Source organism: Spiroplasma endosymbiont of Lasioglossum villosulum (assembly GCF_964020195.1).
GTDB lineage: Bacteria > Bacillota_I > Bacilli_A > Mycoplasmatales > VBWQ01 > Spiroplasma_E > Spiroplasma_E ixodetis_A.
Genome location: NZ_OZ026539.1, coordinates 1,322,146 through 1,342,759, shown reverse-complemented (window position 1 = coordinate 1,342,759; position 20,614 = coordinate 1,322,146). Strand labels below are relative to the sequence as shown.

Genomic DNA, 20,614 nt, shown 5'->3' with positions numbered 1-20,614 from the left:
AGTAATAAATAATGAAAGTTAGTTTTGGTCGTTATTTACCTTTAAATTCAATCATTCATCGTGTAGATCCAAGAATTAAATTATTAGTTTTAATTTGTTTAATTGCTTCACTTTTTTTTCATACTGGTTTTGAAGGTTATGCTCTTATTGGTTTTACTGTCATAACAATTTTCTTTTGTGCAAAATTATCTTTTATGATGTTATTAAAATTAATGCGCCCCATTTTATTTATGGCATTTATTTTATTTATAATTAACTGTTTTTTAACTGATGGCCCTAATGTTGGAATGATTTGACGTTGGCATGGTATTAAGGTATCATATAAAGCTATATTTGTTAGTATTTATATTGTTCTTAGAATTTATTTAATGATTTTAATTACAACAATTTTAACAACCACAACACAACCATTAGATTTAACATTAGCATTAGAAGATTTAATGTTACCACTAAAATTAATTAAATTTCCAGTACATATTATTTCAATGATTATTTCTATTGCTCTTCGTTCAATTCCTACATTATTAGATGAAGCCGGTAGAATTTTAAAAGCGCAAGCATCACGTGGTGTAGATTTAAAAAATGGTCATTTTAAAGAAAAAGTTAAATCGTTAGTTTCATTAATTATTCCCTTATTAGTTTCTTCATTTCAAAAAGCAGAAGATTTAGCGTACGCTATGGATTCAAGGGGTTATGATCCACAAGGTAAAAGAACACGTTTTCGTCAATACCATATTGATTTTAAAGATATATTTTTCTTTATTATTGGTGTAGGATTGTTAGCATTTCTTATATCTTATACTTATCATCCAGAAATTTTTTGAAGAATTCCATTTATTGATGATTATTATTCACAATAATAAACGTATATGAATTAGTTTAAATGTTATTAATATTAAATTTAATTAAAAATTTTGCAACAAGAGTCATAATATTTATCATTTTTATTTTTTCTTATACTCACTATTATTTTTTTTAATTAAAAATTCTTAATTTAAATTTAAAATATATTAATAATTAAAATTAATTAAGGAGTAAGTCCGGTTGATAAATTATAATCATAAATATCACTATCAAAGTTACTTGTAACTACAATACTGTTATTTCATTCAACATTTTGTTTTGCTATTTTTTCACTAACTAACAATTGTTCAATAGCTTTATCTAATAAATTTAATTGATCTAATTCTAAATTATTTAATACATTTTTTATAACTTGTTCATCATACATATTATCACTATTAAAATTACTTAAATCAAAAATTTGTTTTGAACTAGAAACATGATCGGATTGCAATTCTCTTTCTCTTTCTTTAATAAGTTGATATCTTTTTTGGTCATATTTTTTCTTTCTTACTTTTATTTCGGATCTTTGATAATATTTTTTCTTTTTTGCTTTTACTTCGGGTTTTTGATCATATTTTTTCTTTCTTTGTTTATTTTTTTGGTATCACATTTGATCATATTTTTTCTTTTTTGCTTTTACTTCAGGTTTTTGTCTATATTCTTTCTTTTTTGCTTTCACTTCAGGTTTTTGATCATATTCTTTTATTCTTATTTTTACTTCGGGTCTTTGTCTATATTCTTTCTTTTTTGCTTTCACTTCAGGTTTTTGTTCATATTTTTGTCATTTTCTTTTTTTAGATTGTTTATTAACTATTTCTTCATTGGTTTGAAATGAAGAAATAGTTTTAGTAACTATACTTAAACTATTATTCATGTTTTTTCCCCTAAATATAATTAAAGTTAATTTTATTTAAACTTTTATTATATATATTTTGCTATTTATTAAAAATAATATTTTTTGATACATAAAAATGTATATTATAACTTTTTCAAAGTTTTAATAATAAGATTAATAAGATATATCAAGTATATAGGGGCTTTGCCCCTAGTTGCTTCGCAACTCACCCCAGTGGCGTAAACGCCACGGCCAACCAACCAAGGTTCTGGTTGGCTTCGACCAATAAATATAGGTTTATTCTATTTTAACATCTTTCTTATTTTTCTTAGAATATTTATTTCTATAATAACAAGTACGGCATACAGTATTTTCAGTTTCTTTCTTTTCAGTTTGTAATATATTATCTAACTTATCTAATCCTACTGCTCTAATATCATCAACAGTAAAATCTAATGCTTGTGATTGTTCATACTCTTTAACAGTACTTAATTCACTCTTTAACGAATGAATATAATTTAAAGCACGACTATTATATCTTTGTAAATAAGACCTAGGAAATCATAAACTAAAAGTCATAGTTTCACCACTATAACTAGGTGGTAATCCACCACGTTTAATTATTCGCTTTGTTTGTCTTTTAGATAATACAACTTTATTATAATCATCAACATTAGTATAAATATTTAGTTTAAACTTAACTAAAAATAACAAAATACGCATTCTTTTAACTTGCACAATATATTCCACTTTTTCACGTGTTTGTTTTGGTATTCTATCGGGGTGTTGTTCAATCATATACATAATTCCATTAAAATTATGACCTATTAATTTACAAAACATTCCTAAACTTTCTTGTGTTTCTTTAAATTCGGCTGATAAATCATTACTATTAATTTTTAAACCTAGTTCATCAAAAACAAGCATATCATTCTCTTTAAAAGCATAATTACTATTTAATTGATTAAATTTAAAAACATCATCATAAGAACAACGATAACTATATTCATTACGTACTTTAATAGGAATAGGACTTACTACCCTACCTTTATGTTTTTGTGCTAAACAACAAGCAAGGGCAGATTTACCAGTACGTGGTGGTGCTGAAATAATATAACTACCTACACGTTGTAATATCTTTATATTTTTTCTAGTTATTAAAAATGGATAAAGTATTATTAATAATATAACTCCTAAAAGTAAATAACCATATCAAGACATTATTTCAACTCCTAACCAACTAAAAATCCAACTGCTTTTAAAAATACTCATAAAGTTAAAACTTGTTCTAAACCACTAGTAAAATCAACATTTAAAACAGAACTAATAGTATCATCAAAAATACGTCTCAATAATCCGTCAAGTTTAGTAAAAAATTCTCTTAATGGTTCCACTGGTAAAACTTTACCAACAACACCATATAGTACTCACCTAAAAGCATTACGCAAATGACCAAAAACATCATATCAACTAACACGTTCATACTCAGGGTTAAAAGGACTATTTGGTGGTACTGGCGTAACTTTCTCACTTGAAGAAATATTAATTTGACCAAAATTTAATTGTGGTGAAAAAGTTGGTCTAGTTGATTCACCATGAACATCAAAAAATACTGTTAAATGTCTTAAATTTGGAACACGAATAGGCATAGTAACAAAATTATATAAATCTTGCTGATAAATATCATTATCAACTTTACCTTTAAAAACATATTTTGTATTACCAACATTATCTAAAAAACTAAAAACAAAATTAGCAGTAAAAGTTTTAAAATATTCATATTCAAAATAAAACATAAAACCTTGAATATAAAAACTTAAAGGTTTATCAATTTCAAAATTTAACTGTGTTTGAAAATTTATAATACTTTTACCAGTATTAACAAAATTTAAATTATTAGTATTATTCTTTGCAACATAATTATGATTAAACATAATACGTGAAAATTCATCTAATTGTTTTCTATTAAAAGTATAAACACCAGTTCCCATATCTATCATTTGTGACGGAACACCAACTGTATCACTATAATAATAACACGTATATAAACCTTCATTATTACCTATAAATTCACCACTAACTAATTTTAAATCCGGTTGGTCAACATCAAAATAAGCAGAATTTCATGGAATTGTTGCTCAATCATCAAAATCATGATATTTAACATGTTTAACCATTTCTTTTGTAATATCATAATTAACAACATTAGGGTCATTTGAAACAATTAAACTAGTCGGTGCTTGAACAGAAGTATTTACAACAAAAAATAATTTAGCAAACTTAAATCACATAATTATTTACCAAATAAACATTTTAAAATTCACCATGAACCATAAAATAAAACAAATCCAATAAAAAACTGTGTTCCATAAACTACTAAATTTCATAAAATAGTAGTAAAATCATCAACTGGATTACCTATAAACATAGTTCAATAATCAACAATACATTGATGTATTTTATTGTAAATTTCTAAAATACTCATAACTAACACCTACCCAAATAATGACCTAAAAATAAATTTAATACTACGATAAATAAAATTAAAAAATACACCTAATACTAACCAAAAAGTCAAATTAAACAAAATATAAACTTCATCAGTAATATTAGTTTGATTTAAAAATATACTAATATCATTACTAGAAAATATAAAAATAAAATGCAATATACTAAGAACAAAATTAGACATAATTAATCACCAATACCAAAGTCACGAGTTGAACTACCAGTAAACTTATTACCACCAGCACCACCTTTAAACTTACCTTGTTGTTTATTTCTTGTTTTTACTTTTTCAACGCGTCTTTGATAACTCTTAGCAATTTGTTGACCAGTACCAACACCCAAAGAAACAGAACTTTTATCAATAAACTTAACAGCATATCCTAAACCTAATGTTGGTAACATTAATTCGGGTAAAATAACCCTAAATGCAAATCTAAGCAAAATTAAAAATATTATTAACGTACCCAAATTAAAACCTAAATCACCAAGTGGAAAACTAAAAAACTTCATAAAAATTGAAGCAAATAATTGCATAACTGTTGTAATAAAAGGTATAAACATAATTTCACATCCTAATGTCTTGTAAATCTAAATAATCCCAAAATTAAATAAAATACAAAACTAACATTTATTAAAGCAAGAATAGGCAAAGGTAAAGTGTATAAACTATCATAAAAAAACGACTTAATAAAAAGTGTCACAGTATGTAACCCAGCAAAAGAACTTAAATACTGCATATAAATAGTTTGTACCAATGTATTAACAACTGGTAAAAGTCTACCTAATAAAGGTAAAACAAAAACCAAACTAAAAAATAACTTTACCATTTGCTTACTTCCTTTCTAATTACTAATGTGTTCCATGAATAATATGTCCCACAAATTGTTTGATAAACACTAATACCATAAATACAATTGAAATTAACATTGGTCAATTTGTAAGTGTTCCACCATCGCCAGTAGTAAATACTCAACCAAAAATATAAGTAAAAGCATTTAATAATTGTTGGCCAACACCACCAATCATATTTAATAATGCTGATAATCCAGCAGGCATATTAATCACCTCCTTTCTCTAATTCTTTTTGTTGTTTTTCCATTTCTAATTTACGTTTCTTCTTTTCAAAATCTTTACGACAAAATATACAATCGGGTTCACTATCATTATCTTTTATATGTTTTTTATGTTTAAATCTTTGTATACCTTCACGTATTCAATTTCTACAAAACCAAAGAATTAAACAAAACCCACCAATATATAACGCATATTTTATAATTTCTTTAAAATCCATTATTTATCACTTCCTTTTTTTCTTTTTTTTTAAAAAATCAATTAAACTAAATAATTCATAAACAATTACTAAAACAAAAAGTAAAATATTAATTCCCAAATCTAAACCAATAAAAAAGTCAAAATTATCATTTATAATATTATGTATTTCAGCAACAGTTCAAACCATAGAAAAGAAACCAACAATAAAATAAAAAACATGAAATTTAGAAGTGTCATACCACTTTTTTTTAATTTCTTTATTTTCCATTATTTTTTACCCCCTAATAAAAAATCATCATAATTCATATTTTCACTTAATCTTTGGTCAAAATTTCTTTTTGCTTTTTTCTTATGCAACTTTTGTCTTGGCATATTTTTTTCATTTATCTTTTTTCATAAAATTAATTCACTCCTTATAAAATAAATGTTCTTATAGTTTTATTTTGTTCATTATTTCTTAAATTTTCATTATTAATTTCTAATAATTTACTTTGAAATTCTAATGTTTGTTTTAATTCTTTTACTTGATTATTTAAATTTTGAAATTTTCTTTCTAATTTTTGTTTTTCATATCTTTTTCTTTCAACTTTTAAATCATTCTTTTTAATAAATTTATTTTCTTTTCTCTTAAAAACTCAATTTGTTATTTTATTTTTAATATTATTTCATGGAATACCAATATAACCTATAACAATACCAATTAAGATAGATACTGGTTTAATTGCAACAATTCCTAAAACTATAATGCTAGGAATTAATCCTAAAAATATACTAAATGTAATACATCCAGTTAATGCCATAAATTTTAAAATTTATCACATATATATTTTCACTTTAAACACCACCTAGTGTATAAGCATAAGAATAATCCCAATTTAAACTTGCTCTATCTAAATTAATCTCTGACATACTATCATCATTTAAATCAACATCAACCATACCGTCATCTGTACTTTGATAATCATTAACACTACCATTAATTAATCTTGCTCTTTCATCTGTAAATACTTCTTGTAATTCACTATTATTATGTGTACTTCCCAATGGCAATAGTAAAGTATTAATAATCTCACTTGCACCGGCAATAATCGTAGGAATAGCAAAATAATTATTAAAATTATTATTAATACCCATAGCAACACCACTACTAATCAAACATCCACTAGTACCCAAATTTGCTATCTTTCTTATATTTTGAAATCTATTAGGAATTAACTCAGTTAATCCACTAATAAGATTTGAAATACCAAAACTATTTAAAGATATATAAGTATCTCAATCTACAAAAGGAACATCAATTATCGGTTTAACAGTTGTAAATGGTGGATACGTTGGTTTAGGTGGTTCAGTAGGACATGGTGGTCAAAAACAAGGTTCATCTCTTAATAAAGAAACTGATTTATCTACATAGTGAACAAACTTAGCATAATTTATTAAACCAATTGTTCCTAAACCTAAAAATATCTTTTTATAACTATTAATAACTTTATTTCTAGTAGTTGGTCTTTGATTAATATTCCATATATCAATTCCTAACTTTTTACTAAATAACAAAGAATTAATAGAACCTAAAATTGGGTCTTTTAAATATTGACCATAATAAGCACTAACTCCAACCATAGCACTTAATGGACTTAATCCAGTTCTTAAAATTTTAGTTAAAGTATAATTACTAGTTTGTTCTAACACATTAGGCATAAATAAAACTCCTTATTTTATATACTAATAAGGAGCTTATTTATGAATTATAATCTAATCCATTGGGGCTTAATGAAAAATATATAATCCATATATAAGCCCCTTATTTAATTTTTATTTATTTCTTTTATTCTCTTTTCTTATTCGTTCCATTTCATTAGCAACTCTATAACACATTTCACAACCATATACTCTTTCATAAGTCCAATCGCTACATTTATGTCTCATAATTTAACTTACTTTCTTGCTATCTCATTGCCTTATTTAAAGCAATATCTAATATACAATTTGGACAATAATATTTTTTAGTATATAAGTTTTGTAAAACTCTTTTAGGACAAATAACTTGGTCACAAAGTTTACATATATAAATTGCTAAATGAAATGCTTGTTCACATGAACAATTATCATTTTTAGCCATAATTTAAAATTAACTCCTAACATATTAATAATTATTTAAAATTACCCTTTTAATAAATAACTATTTTCAATTAGAAAGTTTTTTAATATTACCGCTTAAATCAAGTTCAAGTGAATAAAAATTACCAACTTTTAAATCAACAGCAGATAAACAATTATTAAAATCGCTAGCAAATTCCGGATTATATCATTTATCACGTGTTTGACCAGTTGGCACGCTTGTTTGTTTATTTATTTCTACAAATTTCAAAACATCAAACTTTAATGTTTGACCTTTATTATTTTTATCGGGAATAATACGCCCTTTTTCAATATTAACTAATTGAACTTTAAACATAAAAAAACTTAACCTCCACTGAAACGACTAATAAAGTCAGATTAAGATGTGGGTAAACCATCTTATATATAAATATATAGATATTTATATATATTTCAAGTAAAAAACAAAAAATGTCAAAACAAAATAAAGTCTTCAGTGGTGACCTTAAATTATTTTGACAATAAATATTATATATATATATATATATATATACAAGTAAAATTATAGAAAAATTAAGTTTTTTTCTAATGTAAAACTCTTTTCTTAAAATCTATTTTTTCGACTTTATTACCAAAAACTTTCTCTGCCCAAATCAAAACATCTTTATCTCTTTGAATTAGATAACCAATTTCACTAGTCCGTAAATAGTCTTTATACGATAAAGCACTTAAATATACATATCGTTCATAATCTTCATACTCTTTAAAATAATCATTTACAACAGTACTTTCAATAATACCACCAATCATAACAGTATTACCATTATTATCTCTTTGAGTTTTAAAATAAAATACATTTGTAGCATTAAAACTTGCTTTAATTATATCTCCAATTGTTAATTTCTTAATACCACGAACCACAATAGGATTTTTACAATTACGACAAAAGCATAGGCTTTTACACCTACATCAGTTTGATTTAAAGACTTAACATCATCTATTGCTTTTGTAACATACTTTCCTAAATATTTAATAACAAATTCATTAGTACCTTTTTTAACTACTCTTAAATCATTAAAACCATGATTTCATCACTCTGCTAACATACTTTTATGTATCTTTCTATTGAAAATTATATGAAAATGAATAGCGCCACGAGATTGATACTCATAAACATAAAAATATTTTAATTCTCCCAAATATGAAAAACGTTTAGGGTCATTTCATCACTTTTGTAATTTAATAAAAAATAAACCAATATCTTTTTTTGCTTTTTTAACATCTTGCATATTATCTTTATAAGTTAAAGTAACAAAACTTAACATCTTACTATTATAAAAATTATGTAATGCTTTTTGAATTAAATTAGTTTTAGTACGAATAGTACTATTTCTTAATTTTTGCTTATTACCAACATAACATTTACCTTTTTTATTTCCAATATTAGTCAAAAATGAAATAGGTAATACTATATTTTTTACATAACAAGCATAAAAAACTTTTTTAATATAAAAATCTTGCTGAATATCCATATAAAACTCCACTGAACACTATTTTAAAGTAGTAAATTTTATATTTTAATAACAAACAAATCTTATCATAAAAAATTATAAAAACAAATAATAAAAGAAAAACGTTACTTAATTAATAAATTAAAATTATATAAATTATACCAATTTTAAATGTTTTTTCAATCTGTAAATCAGGGTATTTGTTTTGTTTTTGGTGTTCTTAATTAAAATTAATTGAGAAAGGAATCAGTATATTGCTAAATTTTAATCATAAGTATTAGTATCTAAATTATTTGTAAGTTAGTATTGTTAATAAAATTTGATTAATAAATTGATTTAATAAGATATTATTTATTACATTTTATGCTTTTTATTAAGGGCATAAAACTTTATTTTAAGAGTATTTAAATTAATAATTAACCATAATTATTAATTTAAAATTGTGTTCTGATTGTTAATAGTAACATTGTTTTTTATTATTGTTACTGTTATATACGAAAATTAGATGATTATTTTTGTAGTTTTATGAAAAAAAATATTAAAAAATGATAAATTTATTGTATAATATTTAACGGTTTTACTTATAGAAACTAATATGGCGACTGTGGCGTAGCGGTCTAGCGCATCAGTTTGTGGAACTGACATTCGCGGGTTCGAATCCCGTCAGTCGCCCCATTTAATAAAATTATGTTTTTTACTATTCCTTTTTGGAGTTTTTTCTTTTTTAAATAAATATTATTATAAATTTATTTTTCGCTTTTTATTTACTAAATAAATAATGGTATAATTATTATGTTTTATGATTTGCAGAAAGTTGAGGTTTAAATGTATATGTACCTTAAAGAAGGGCAAATACTTTCAATTCATGCATATAAGCATAATGGCGATTTATATCGTAGTTGAAATAATTCAATTGTTTTAGAAGATACTGAAAAATATTTAGTTTTAGTAAATGAGAATGTAACAATTACTGAAATTAATGGTCGTAAATGAACAACCGTTGATCCAGCAATTTGGTTATTTTTTAAAAATGATTGATACAATATTATTTGTATGATTCGTAATGATGGTGTTCATTATTATTGTAATATTGCCAGTCCCTTTATTTTAGATTCGCAAACAGTTAAATACATTGATTATGATTTAGATATTAAAGTATTTCCTAATCGTTCTTATAAACTGTTAGATTTGAAAGAATTTAAAACTAATCGTCGAATATGAAAGTATCCAATACCTTTACAAAATATATTATGACAAAATATAAATAAATTAAAAAAAGGAGTTAAAAAAAATGAAATTAATTTATTTAATGATGATGTAATTTTAAATTATTGAAAAAATTACCAAAACCAAAGTTTACAAAAATAGTAAGAACATATGTTCTTACTATTTTTTATATTAAAACTTTTTATAATTAAATTAAATTTTTTTATAAAATAGATAATTTTTTTGCATAATTATGTTCTCTCATAATACTGTTTATATTACTTTTTTTACTTTTATTTTCAATACTATTATTTATATTTTGAATATCTATATCATTAAATTGTATGTTTTTTTGTAATTATGATAATTAATAGCATATGTTCTTAATTTTTTTATTTCTTTAAACATTAAGTTTTTTATTTCTTGTTCAATTTCTTTATTCATTTTTTTACTTCTTTTAAAAATAAAAACCTATTTACTTTGTTTCTCAAAGTAAATAGGTTAAAAACAATATTTAGTTTATAGTTATTTTTAACATCTTTTTGAAAATTTACAATTAATATATATATATATGCTAAATTGTAAAGGTAAGTGCAACTAAATTATTTTTCTATCCAAATATTCGATTGGTGAAAGATAATTTAGTATTTTTCTTGGTCTTTGGTTTAAAGACAATATAAATTTATGAACTTCATTTTTATTAGTTTTTGAAAAAATAAATTTTTTAGGAAATTTTTCTCTAATTAAACCATTAGTATTTTCATTAGTACCTCTTTGTCAAGGTGAATATGGATTGGCAAAATAAATTTTTATATCTAAATTTTTTTCAAGTTGTTGTCAATTTGAAAATTCTTTGCCACGATCAAAAGTAATAGTTTTAACAATGTTTTTAGGAAGAATTGATAAATAATAACTAACATTTTTATTAATAACTTTAGTAGTTCTGTTTTTAACTAATATTGCTAAAGTAAATCGTGATACTCTTTCAACTAAAGTTATTAAACATGATTTGCTTTTACCTCGTGATGATACTATAGTATCTCCTTCTCAATGACCAAGTGTTATACGATCATTAACATTTATATCTCGTTCTTTAATTGATTTACCATTAAACTTGCCACGATTTTCTTTAGATTTTCGTTTTTTACCTTTTCTTCTTAAATTTTTACTAGTAACTTTATCAAGCATTCCAAAATAAATTCAAGTATAAATTGTTTTAAAACTAATAACTCACTCTTTATGAAAATTTTTAATTCTGCCATAAATTTGTTCAGGTGATCAACCTAATAGTAATTTTTGTTGTACATATTTTACTAAATTCTTATTTTTAAACTTATGAAAACTAATATGTGATTGTTTTCGATTTTCAGCTTTATTTTGTGCAATTAATGAAAAATAATGATTATTATCTTTATTTCTATTAATTTCTCGAATAATAGTACTAATACTTCGATTAAGATTTTTAGCTATTTCACTAATTTTAAATTTAAATTTCAATTGATTCTCAATATAAATCCTTTCATCTATGCCAAGATGTTTATAACTCATATAAAAACTCCTTACTTTTTTCTAAACTAAATTTAGCATTATGAAATTTTTATATGAGAATTTTTTGCAATTTTATTTACTTGCACTTACAAGTATAACTCAGCATATATATTAATTTTATTTAGAGATTGAATATTAATTTTTGTAAATTATTTTCATATATTTTCATATTTTTTGAAATAATGTTTTAGTAAATTTAATCAATTATCTAAATTAGAACCATATTTTTTTTCTAAATCTCATAAAAAATTACCATATACATCATTACCACCAACCAGTACATAAGTTTCTTTTCAATTAATTTTTCCTTCTTCTAGTTTAATTTCTTTTACAAAACCAAGGTTTTTTAGATCACTATCAATTAAACTATTTTTTTCATTTTCTTTTCAATAATGTTCTATTATTTCTCCATTTTCATTTTTTGTAAATCAAAATTCATCTCCCACTTTACCAATTAAGTTATTAAAATTTTTATTATTTATTAATTCATTTTTTAATGATATTTTATCAATTAATTTTGAATTAGTTAAATTAGAATGAAAATCATTAATGTTATCACCCAATCTCATTATAATATGTGATGGTACATTTTTTATTGGTACTAAATCATTTTCTCAATTTTTTATTTGCATACTATTTTTATCTTTTGATGATAATTTAAAATTGTTATTATTAATATAATTAAAACGATTTTCTTTTGATATTAAATCTTTATAATTATTTGAATCATATTTAGTTACTCCTTGCATTCATCAAACATAACTATCAAGAAATGCCTTTGGATAATAATTATTTTCTAGTAGTTTTTTAGTTGGTATTGCTTCATCTCCATACTTGATATTTTCGCCTTGAAAACGATTTGAATCAAATAAAACAATACCACCACTTTTTCATACATGTTTAACAAATTCTAAAACTCCATTATAAAGTTGTTCTTCAAAATTGACTTGATGATCAACTCATTTTTTAAATTCATAATCCATATCTTTCATTTTTGGATTAAAAAATTTATAAATTGAAAAACCAATATTATTTATGAATGTTTCATCCAAATCAGTAATAACAATAGGTACATATTTATTAGCTTCAATTTTTGATTGATTATAATGCACAGTATAATTTTTATCTTCTTCATCATTTTTGGCATTAGGTTTATTTGCGGTTGCGTAAATAACATCTAATGATAAATGTTTTTTATTTGCTTCTATAACATCATCATACTGTTTTATTGCTGCACGAAAAGTATTTAATAATGATATTTTTCTTTCTGCTGATTCTTGTCAAATTATTGATTGTAACACTTTTAAATCATAAATATTGTTATTTTTATAACATCCAATAGCGCTTAAACTTGTACTTGTAATAATTATTAAACCACTTATTATTTTTAATATTTTTTTCATGTTTTTTCTCCTTTTAAAAATAAAAACCTATTTACTTTGAGAAACAAAGTAAATAGGTTAAAAACTATATTTAGTTTGTAGTTTTTTTAACATTTTTTTTGAAATTTTACAATCAATAAAGATAATATATTTATTTTTAAAATTTAAAAGACAAGATATAATTATTTTTAACTATTTAAATTACGTATTATTGTTGATTTATATTGGCTAAATGTTAAGATAAATGTAAAATTAGATACTTAATTATTAATTACATTTAGTTTTTAATAATTTTAAAAATGATTGATAAATAAAATTATTGTTTATAGATTTTAATTTTTTTTTGCATAAGATGTTAAAAATAAAGTACGAATAGTTTACTAGAAATATTGCGAAATAATAATTATAAAGAGGTAAAAAGGATGTTAAAATTTGGGAGCATACCGATGTTGTCAATAATATTCAAATTTGTCTGAAAATTATAAAGTTAGACGAGAATAATTTTGACTTAAATATGCAATTGTAAGTTAATCTTAACACTTCAAAAATATTAGTCAACAATAATACTTACTTTTATAACTCAAAAATTCTTATTAATGCAAAATTTAATAAGTTTTATTTTATTTTTGGTTTTTTTAAAAATCTTTAATCTTAATTTATAATAACTGGATGGCAGTATTTATTTGATAGCATTTAAAATTAACCATTTTTGTATACATATCAATGTTATAAGTTCTATCACCAATCATATGCTTTAAAATTTGTTTAATATTAGTTTCAGTAAAGCAACCAATATTTTCAACTAGTGCTTGGTTTAGTACACCATCTTTTGCATTAATGAAATAACCAACTTTTAATTTTTTATATTGTAAGGTTAATGATTGTAAAAAATCAATTAATTCATAATATTGACCTTTTTTAAATAAAGTTATTGCATTTTGATAGTGTAATTTAGCAATTTGATTTTTTCTTCTTCCAGCCATGATACCAAGAAATAAAACATGAAAAGCATGAAATTTATCTAAAATAAATTTGGCATTTAAAATGGTAGAAGTTTTTTTAATTCATTTTGCACTGTCTCCACAAACTATTAAATTTGCTTGGTCAAAGTTTTCAAAAAATAAATTACCATATTTTTCTATTAATTTTGCGGTTTTTTCAGCACCAATTTCTGTTTTTGAAACTCTTATTTTACATACAGCTCTTTTATTAATTAATTTTCCATTTTTCTTTTTACCAGTACACATTACTATTAATCTCATCGAACATTTTTTACAATTTTTAGTATTGTGTTTTTCATTAAACTTAAATTTTCGATGACCATCATCAATATTTACATATAAATTTTGATTTGGTTGTAATGGTATTTTGGGAATATTTGCTTTTGGTAATTCAAATTTTTGATATGTTCTACAAACTGTACTATTACTTATTAAATCTTCAATAAAAGTATCACAAACATCACGATACTTTTTACTATCAGCAAAATATTTTAAAATTTGTTTAATAACGTTAGGTGCAAGTTTACTATATTTTTTAACACCAAGATAGTTATCTAATAATGATACGTACTCCATTTTTTGTGTTTTTGTGTTATAATTTGTACAAATACGTCGTTTATAAGTTAATAAACCTTTTTTTGTTTTTAATTTTCGTTGTCTAAATCTATATGATTTATATTCAGATTTATCACATATACTTCATAAATAATCATCTATTTTTGAAAATAGTTCTTCTGTTTGTTTTAAACTTAATTCATCTTGATTAAAATCATGTTTGTCTCAATCAAAATGATTAGGGAATGGTAATTTTAACATTTTTAATGTTCCTTTCTAAATTTTTGTTTGTTAATAATTTAAGTTTAATTTTTTTTAAAAATAAGGAGTAAATATGGCTTTTATTAGTAGTTATACACAATTAAATAAAAAATATGACCTTAATTTTAGTGATAATAATTATGGTTTTAGTTGAGATATTTTTAAACAATTTGTTGGTGATGAATGAGCAGAATTTTTCACTACCAATTGTTTTTATCGTTTTGTACCAACTGCACGTGGCACAAGAAAAACTTGAAATTGTTTAGCATTTGATTTATTTATATGTTGTAATTTTAGTGATAGTAGTGTTCAAGAAGTAAGGCGCTATGAAAATACTCATAGTGAAACGACAATTGGTGCTTTAATGAATGTTTGTCAAGTTTTATTAGATACATATAATATTAATTTATTACCTAATAATCCACACGGTATTAAATGAAAAATAACTAAGGATGGTGGTTGTATTATTTTTCCTAATAATCAACAAATTGACTTTATTGGTTATGCTAATGGTAATAAGATTTTTGGAAAAGAAGCAGGTGGTTCAAGTTTTTTAGGTTCAAGAACAGATGAAATTATTATGGCAGAAGAAAAAGAAACTTTAACAGAAAAGCAATTAACATATCGATATGAAAGATTACAAAACTCTATGTTTAGAAGTAATCGTATTAAAGTATCAAATGAACCTATTAAAGAGTGAAGTTGAACATTTATTGATAAAAATATATATAGTTCTACCTTTGGACAAAAGATTACTCGTTATTTTTATAAAAGTTTTTTCATTACTTTTACATGTAATCCTTATGATAAATACCATCCATTTTATTTAAAATACTGTACGCCATTTTTACCATTAAATGATAAAGTGATGGAAAATCTTAAAAAAGTTGGCAAAATTTATTATGAAAATCAAGATATGTTTAGTGGTTTAGGTTTATTTGTTTTAAGATTTACTATTCAACCATTTTGAAATAAATTACCAGATATTCAAAAAAGAACATTATTAGAAATGAAAAAAAGTAATCCTGATGAATTTAATACTGTTTTTTATGGTTTTGAATTTTTAGATAGTGATGCAACAATTTTTCCATTTCAGAAAACAGTAAAATATTGACAATCATATGATTTAAAACAATTTTATAATCAAGAAAAAGATATGTATAAATTTGATTTTTATAGTGTTGGAATCGATTGAGCTACGGGACCAAAAGACCATACTGTATTTATGGTAGTTGGTTTTAAAGAATATAATAATACTGGTTATTATGATGCTTATATTATTTGTGAATTAGTAGTTACTCCAAATGATTTTATTAATGAAAATGAAAAAATTAATGCTTATGTTAATGAAATTTTAGGATTAATAGATAATTTTGAAAACTTTGACCAAGCAATTTATTTTTATGATGACAAGGCAAGAACAGCAATTGATTGATTAAGTCAAAAATTAATAGATGAGCATAATACTATTCTAATAACACAAACTGCTATTAAACATGCTTCAAATTTAAATCAAGAAGCAGGATTAACTAATAGAGTAGTTTGAATGAGAAATATTATGAGTTATGGAAACTTTTATGCTAATAAAGATGATTTACCAAAAACTACTCAATGTTTAGAAGAATTACGTTATGATGAAACAAAAACTAACATTCCTGACAAAAATATGTATCAAGACCCATATGATGCTTTGTTTTATGCATTATATCCATATAAAAATGTAATTAGGGGTAAAAATAATGCTACTGTGAAAAAAAGTATCTTCACATTTGCTATATAATAAATAAGCACAATACAATTAATAGTATAGGTATCACAAAATAAACGTCTTTAATTTAGGCGTTTATTTTGCATTTAAAAGCATACTTGTAAAAATAATCAAAAATAGTACAATTTATAAGTAAAATCAAGGAAAAAAAGGAGAATTTAATATGAAAACATGAATAAAAACAAATTTAAGTAAAATAACATTAGCATTAGCACTAACTGGTGCAGTAAGTGGAGTAACTGGTTTAATAATTGGTTCACTAGCACATAATCAAACTAATGGTTATAAATCATATTTAGGACATGACTATACAGTCTACTGGGGGGGCTAAATCAACAATATGGTCATATAAAACAAAAGACAAATATAAGATAAGTTTATATTTTGGAATTAAATCGCTTGATAGTACTGATATAAAATGAGATGGTATTTATCCTGATGGATATTTTGATAATTAAATTTCTAAATTTATATAAGAAACATTTTCATTATATTTATCAAATAAATTAATATTTTGTAAGTTTATTTCTTGTTTATTAGTTATTAAAAGTAAATCATAATTACCAGCACCAAAAATACCACTAATCTCAACTCGATTTAAGTTAGTAATTGGATTTTCAATTTGTAATTCAAATTCATTATTATTATCAATTTTTGAAATTTCTTTATAAAATTCTAATTTAGAAAATAATTGGGATTTATTTGAGCCATATAAATTTAATAAATTTTCAAGTTTAATTTTTTCAATAATTGCTCTTGTAAAATATTTTCCATATTCACCATTACCTAATGTTCAATCAGCAGGAATTAATGAAGGTATGTTATTTGTTTCTAATTCATTTGTAATAGATAATCAATTAAATTGATTATCATCTAATTTAAATAATTCATTTTGACTAATATCATTATTTTTTAACTTAATATTATTGATATCTGTAAAATCAAAATATGCAGATTTTAATATCACTTTTACATCTTTAAATTGCCAAATATCATCAGGTGTAGGATGTATTGGACTTGATTTTAATTCGAAATAATAAGGTAATAAAATTTTATTATCATCATTCAAACCTTTATTTATTGATAATATTGAATAAATATATTCTGATAACATGATAAATATTTGCTTAAAAATTTTTATTTGTTTTAAATTAATATAATTTGGATAATCTAATTTTCATTGTTTAAATAAATTAGTAATAACATCTTCGGGCTTTTGTCCTTCAAATTTTGCTCGTAATTTTGCTATTTCATTTTTTGGTTTACCATTTTTGTCTTCATATTTAGCACCTTCGAAGTTTCTATTATAGTTATATGTATAACTTAGCATATCTAATAATAATTGTTGTAAACTATCATTAGTTGGTGCGTCTTTAATTTCTATTTCAATATCATCAAATTTATTATTAGTTGCAATATATTGATAAAATTGACTTTCATCTACAAAATCTCAAACTTCTTTATCTTTTAATTCTTTTTGACTTTTTAGTGGTCATTTGCCACCTAAAACATTACTAAATTCATATCCTAATCAAGCATGTGTAACTCTTGCATTTTTAATAACTTCTCTTCTTGTTATATTACCACTACTAATTTTAATTAAATCTAAAACTGATTTTTCTTGTCCAATAAATTGTTTTGCTAAATTTCAAGGTAATATTTGTTCACTAAATCATTGTTGTAATATTCTAACTTTTGGTTGAGTTTCAATAGGCATTGATAATAGCGGAAATGCTATCTTATCCTTGATAAATAACTTTGGGTATACTTCCATATTATCAACTTCACCAAGTACCTTTATATTGCCGAAAATCATGCTTCTAGGGGCTTTAATTTTTAAACCAATTACTTTTGTATCTTTATCTAATGGTTTTTGCAATTTAATAATGATTGGATAACCATCTCTTGTTTTAAAATCTTTAATTTTAATAATAGTTATACTTTTAGTACTTCTTGTTTTTGGATTTTGATAAGGTTGAGAATAATTATTAATGATATATAAATTATCAATATTACTTTCAGTTAATAATTCATTAATAGATACAGCATATAACTTAAATTGATTTAATAAATTTATTTCTTGAAAAATTAAATTTTTAATATCAGTCATACTATATTCAATTGTATTATCATTAATATTTGTACTTGCTCTTTGATTTAATTGCATAGTAAAGTCTGATGTTTCAACAGCAGTAGCTTTTAATACTTTATCAATATCAATAAAACCTATTTTAATAGTATTTGCTGAAAATCTTAAACTATTATTTTCATTATTTTTAAATAAACGTTCAATTTCATAAATATATATAGTTCTTTTTTTAAATTCATCGTATGCTCTATTAATATCTGGGTCACTAGTAGTACTCATCATATTAGTAAAATCATAAGGAATATTATCAATTAAATAATCATTTTCTACTTCTGCTTGATTAAGTTTAGTTTGCTTCTGTTTCTGTGGAAACTTCGTTTGTGGTTTGTTGTTGTTTTCCATTGTTTTCTCCTATTAATTGGTTATTTTCGGGATTAAATAATTTTAATTTAACTGTTAAATTATTAATTTCTTGTTCATCATTAATATTAAATGTTTTACTATTTAATAAATCTTTATCTAAACGTACTAATATTTGAATAAATTTAAGAATATCAATATTAAATTGTCATAATTTTTGTTCAATATAATTAATAGTTGAAATATTTACAGCTGTACTTTCGGGAACTGATTGTTGTGCAGATTTCTTTTGACTTGGTATATGAATACCACAACGTTTAAATATTTCATTAACATTTCAATCGTATATATCAGTTAAATTTTTACCTTTAAAATTACTATTTGTCATATTGATATTTTCGTTTTGTTCATTATTATCTCCACCGCTTTTAAATATGTAATTTTTAGTAACTAATGTTCTTACTGCTTCTTCTAATGTTGATTGAACATTCCCATAAGTTTGATTAAAAATAAATTTAGGTGAGTTTAAAATAGTATCTAAAACAATTTGTTCATAAATAACATCTAATGCTTTAATTTTATCCATTACTTTATCACAATCTGCTAATTCATTTGCTTTATTTCGCATAATTGCTATTGGTATATAGTTAATATTTAGTGTTTGTTCTTGTTCTAAATTTGAATTATTAATGAATGATTTAAAATCTAATGGAAATTGTTTTTTATTATCACTAATACTATAAATTGCACGATTAATAGTTACTTGTTCATTATTTAATGTATAAATTTCAAATAATCTTACAGTTTGTGCATTTTGTTGATAACTATCATAAAAAATAGTACATTGAATTAATTTACCAGTAATATCATAAACTCTTTGTTGGATATCTACTACTTGAAAATATAAATCATCATTAGCAATATAAATTAAATAACCACTAATTCCTAATTTACTTAACTTAAAAATAGAATTTCAATTTTTTCTATAAAATTCTTGTTGCATTAAATATTGTTTAATAGTTTCATTATTTATTTCTAATGGAGCATTATATAAATTAGCATTATTTTCTGCTACAAAATCAGTGAAATAAGTTTCATGATTAAAATCATTAAAACCAAAATAATTTAAAATTGAAGCATGAGTACTTTTATTTTTATTATTTAAAAATTTTACTTTTTCATTTTGATTATCATTAATATTGCTTTTATCTTTTCTAAAAAATCTACCTAACATAATATTCACCACCTTTTTTTAAAATATTTGATTAATTTTTAATACAATTTTTACAATAATAAATATAATTAAACCAGCAACAGCAGAAGATAATAAAACTCCAATTAAACCTAAAATAATTTTTATAATTTTAAAAAACAT

Annotated in this window: 27 protein-coding genes and 1 tRNA gene; 6 read left to right on the top strand and 22 right to left on the bottom strand. The window is 22.8% G+C overall.

What is annotated here, in order from left to right; genetic code table 4:
- Positions 1-11: 11 nt before the first annotated feature.
- A complete protein-coding gene (locus tag AACK81_RS07750; protein WP_338961195.1) occupies positions 12-860 on the top strand; it encodes an energy-coupling factor transporter transmembrane component T in 849 nt (282 codons plus the stop codon).
- 167 nt (positions 861-1,027) lie between these two features.
- Here AACK81_RS07750 and AACK81_RS07745 read toward each other — a convergent pair whose 3' ends face one another.
- The 16 genes from AACK81_RS07745 to AACK81_RS07670 form a co-directional block, all read right to left on the bottom strand.
- Positions 1,028-1,720, bottom strand: coding sequence for a hypothetical protein (locus tag AACK81_RS07745; RefSeq protein ID WP_338961193.1), 693 nt, complete (start codon positions 1,718-1,720; stop codon positions 1,028-1,030).
- Positions 1,721-1,978: 258 nt separating this feature from the next.
- Positions 1,979-2,902 (bottom strand): hypothetical protein, encoded by a 924-nt coding sequence (locus AACK81_RS07740; protein WP_338961191.1) that lies wholly within the window; start codon positions 2,900-2,902, stop codon positions 1,979-1,981.
- 11 nt (positions 2,903-2,913) lie between these two features.
- Positions 2,914-3,972, bottom strand: coding sequence for a hypothetical protein (locus tag AACK81_RS07735; RefSeq protein WP_338961189.1), 1,059 nt, complete (start codon positions 3,970-3,972; stop codon positions 2,914-2,916).
- A 2-nt stretch (positions 3,973-3,974) separates the two neighbouring features.
- Positions 3,975-4,166, bottom strand: a complete 192-nt coding sequence (locus AACK81_RS07730; RefSeq protein ID WP_338961188.1) for a hypothetical protein — start codon at positions 4,164-4,166, stop codon at positions 3,975-3,977.
- A 9-nt stretch (positions 4,167-4,175) separates the two neighbouring features.
- Positions 4,176-4,373 (bottom strand): hypothetical protein, encoded by a 198-nt coding sequence (locus AACK81_RS07725; RefSeq protein ID WP_338960392.1) that lies wholly within the window; start codon positions 4,371-4,373, stop codon positions 4,176-4,178.
- Between the two features lie 2 nt (positions 4,374-4,375).
- Complete coding sequence (locus AACK81_RS07720; protein ID WP_338961186.1) at positions 4,376-4,750, bottom strand: hypothetical protein; 375 nt, start codon at positions 4,748-4,750, stop codon at positions 4,376-4,378.
- An 11-nt stretch (positions 4,751-4,761) separates the two neighbouring features.
- On the bottom strand, positions 4,762-5,016 hold the full coding sequence (locus AACK81_RS07715; protein ID WP_174480864.1) for a hypothetical protein: 255 nt from the start codon (positions 5,014-5,016) through the stop codon (positions 4,762-4,764).
- Positions 5,017-5,038: 22 nt separating this feature from the next.
- Positions 5,039-5,245 carry a hypothetical protein gene (locus AACK81_RS07710; protein WP_338961185.1) on the bottom strand — a complete coding sequence of 69 codons (207 nt, stop codon included), beginning with the start codon at positions 5,243-5,245 and terminating at the stop codon, positions 5,039-5,041.
- Between the two features lies 1 nt (position 5,246).
- The gene (locus tag AACK81_RS07705) at positions 5,247-5,480 is read right to left on the bottom strand and encodes a hypothetical protein (protein ID WP_286640898.1); all 234 of its coding nucleotides are present in this window, start codon (positions 5,478-5,480) and stop codon (positions 5,247-5,249) included.
- 3 nt (positions 5,481-5,483) lie between these two features.
- Entirely contained in the window at positions 5,484-5,729 is a 246-nt protein-coding gene (locus AACK81_RS07700) for a hypothetical protein (RefSeq protein WP_338961183.1), read from the bottom strand.
- A gap of 145 nt (positions 5,730-5,874) precedes the next feature.
- The gene (locus AACK81_RS07695; RefSeq protein WP_338961182.1) at positions 5,875-6,261 is read right to left on the bottom strand and encodes a hypothetical protein; all 387 of its coding nucleotides are present in this window, start codon (positions 6,259-6,261) and stop codon (positions 5,875-5,877) included.
- A gap of 34 nt (positions 6,262-6,295) precedes the next feature.
- Positions 6,296-7,159, bottom strand: a complete 864-nt coding sequence (locus AACK81_RS07690) for a hypothetical protein (protein ID WP_338961181.1) — start codon at positions 7,157-7,159, stop codon at positions 6,296-6,298.
- Between the two features lie 247 nt (positions 7,160-7,406).
- Complete coding sequence (locus AACK81_RS07685; RefSeq protein ID WP_338961180.1) at positions 7,407-7,580, bottom strand: hypothetical protein; 174 nt, start codon at positions 7,578-7,580, stop codon at positions 7,407-7,409.
- Positions 7,581-7,640: 60 nt separating this feature from the next.
- Positions 7,641-7,916 (bottom strand): hypothetical protein, encoded by a 276-nt coding sequence (locus AACK81_RS07680; RefSeq protein WP_174480871.1) that lies wholly within the window; start codon positions 7,914-7,916, stop codon positions 7,641-7,643.
- Positions 7,917-8,143: 227 nt separating this feature from the next.
- On the bottom strand, positions 8,144-8,479 hold the full coding sequence (locus AACK81_RS07675) for a hypothetical protein (protein ID WP_338961178.1): 336 nt from the start codon (positions 8,477-8,479) through the stop codon (positions 8,144-8,146).
- A complete protein-coding gene (locus tag AACK81_RS07670; RefSeq protein ID WP_338961176.1) occupies positions 8,455-9,090 on the bottom strand; it encodes a rolling circle replication-associated protein in 636 nt (211 codons plus the stop codon). The genes AACK81_RS07675 and AACK81_RS07670 overlap by 25 nt, the downstream gene beginning before the upstream one ends.
- 577 nt (positions 9,091-9,667) lie before the next feature.
- Between AACK81_RS07670 and AACK81_RS07665 the strand changes: the two genes are divergently transcribed.
- Both AACK81_RS07665 and AACK81_RS07660 read left to right on the top strand, forming a co-directional pair.
- Positions 9,668-9,744 (top strand) — tRNA-His (locus AACK81_RS07665).
- A gap of 156 nt (positions 9,745-9,900) precedes the next feature.
- Positions 9,901-10,437: a DUF402 domain-containing protein gene (locus AACK81_RS07660; RefSeq protein WP_338961175.1), complete on the top strand. Its 537-nt coding sequence runs from the start codon at positions 9,901-9,903 to the stop codon at positions 10,435-10,437.
- A 435-nt stretch (positions 10,438-10,872) separates the two neighbouring features.
- On the opposite strand, the gene AACK81_RS07655 is transcribed toward AACK81_RS07660, so the two are convergent.
- The 3 genes from AACK81_RS07655 to AACK81_RS07645 form a co-directional block, all read right to left on the bottom strand.
- Entirely contained in the window at positions 10,873-11,823 is a 951-nt protein-coding gene (locus AACK81_RS07655) for an IS30 family transposase (protein ID WP_338960236.1), read from the bottom strand.
- Positions 11,824-11,972: 149 nt separating this feature from the next.
- Positions 11,973-13,226 (bottom strand): HAD family acid phosphatase, encoded by a 1,254-nt coding sequence (locus tag AACK81_RS07650; RefSeq protein ID WP_338961173.1) that lies wholly within the window; start codon positions 13,224-13,226, stop codon positions 11,973-11,975.
- 635 nt (positions 13,227-13,861) lie between these two features.
- Positions 13,862-15,022 carry an Mbov_0401 family ICE element transposase-like protein gene (locus tag AACK81_RS07645; protein WP_338961171.1) on the bottom strand — a complete coding sequence of 387 codons (1,161 nt, stop codon included), beginning with the start codon at positions 15,020-15,022 and terminating at the stop codon, positions 13,862-13,864.
- A gap of 73 nt (positions 15,023-15,095) precedes the next feature.
- Between AACK81_RS07645 and AACK81_RS07640 the strand changes: the two genes are divergently transcribed.
- The 3 genes from AACK81_RS07640 to AACK81_RS07630 all read left to right on the top strand — a co-directional run bounded on the left by AACK81_RS07640 (position 15,096) and on the right by AACK81_RS07630 (position 17,248).
- On the top strand, positions 15,096-16,802 hold the full coding sequence (locus AACK81_RS07640; RefSeq protein ID WP_338961169.1) for a hypothetical protein: 1,707 nt from the start codon (positions 15,096-15,098) through the stop codon (positions 16,800-16,802).
- 151 nt (positions 16,803-16,953) lie between these two features.
- On the top strand, positions 16,954-17,121 hold the full coding sequence (locus AACK81_RS07635; protein WP_338961167.1) for a hypothetical protein: 168 nt from the start codon (positions 16,954-16,956) through the stop codon (positions 17,119-17,121).
- On the top strand, positions 17,093-17,248 hold the full coding sequence (locus AACK81_RS07630) for a hypothetical protein (protein WP_338961165.1): 156 nt from the start codon (positions 17,093-17,095) through the stop codon (positions 17,246-17,248). The genes AACK81_RS07635 and AACK81_RS07630 overlap by 29 nt, the downstream gene beginning before the upstream one ends.
- Here AACK81_RS07630 and AACK81_RS07625 read toward each other — a convergent pair.
- Genes AACK81_RS07625 through AACK81_RS07615 form a run of 3 tightly spaced genes read right to left on the bottom strand, consistent with a single transcriptional unit; the run spans position 17,245 to position 20,614 of the window.
- Positions 17,245-19,281 carry a hypothetical protein gene (locus tag AACK81_RS07625; protein ID WP_338961163.1) on the bottom strand — a complete coding sequence of 679 codons (2,037 nt, stop codon included), beginning with the start codon at positions 19,279-19,281 and terminating at the stop codon, positions 17,245-17,247. The two genes, AACK81_RS07630 and AACK81_RS07625, sit on opposite strands and share 4 nt — an antisense overlap.
- Entirely contained in the window at positions 19,226-20,473 is a 1,248-nt protein-coding gene (locus tag AACK81_RS07620) for a hypothetical protein (protein ID WP_338961161.1), read from the bottom strand. Before AACK81_RS07620 ends, AACK81_RS07625 begins: the two co-directional genes overlap by 56 nt.
- Before the next feature lie 18 nt (positions 20,474-20,491).
- Positions 20,492-20,614 carry a hypothetical protein gene (locus AACK81_RS07615; protein WP_255495889.1) on the bottom strand — a complete coding sequence of 41 codons (123 nt, stop codon included), beginning with the start codon at positions 20,612-20,614 and terminating at the stop codon, positions 20,492-20,494.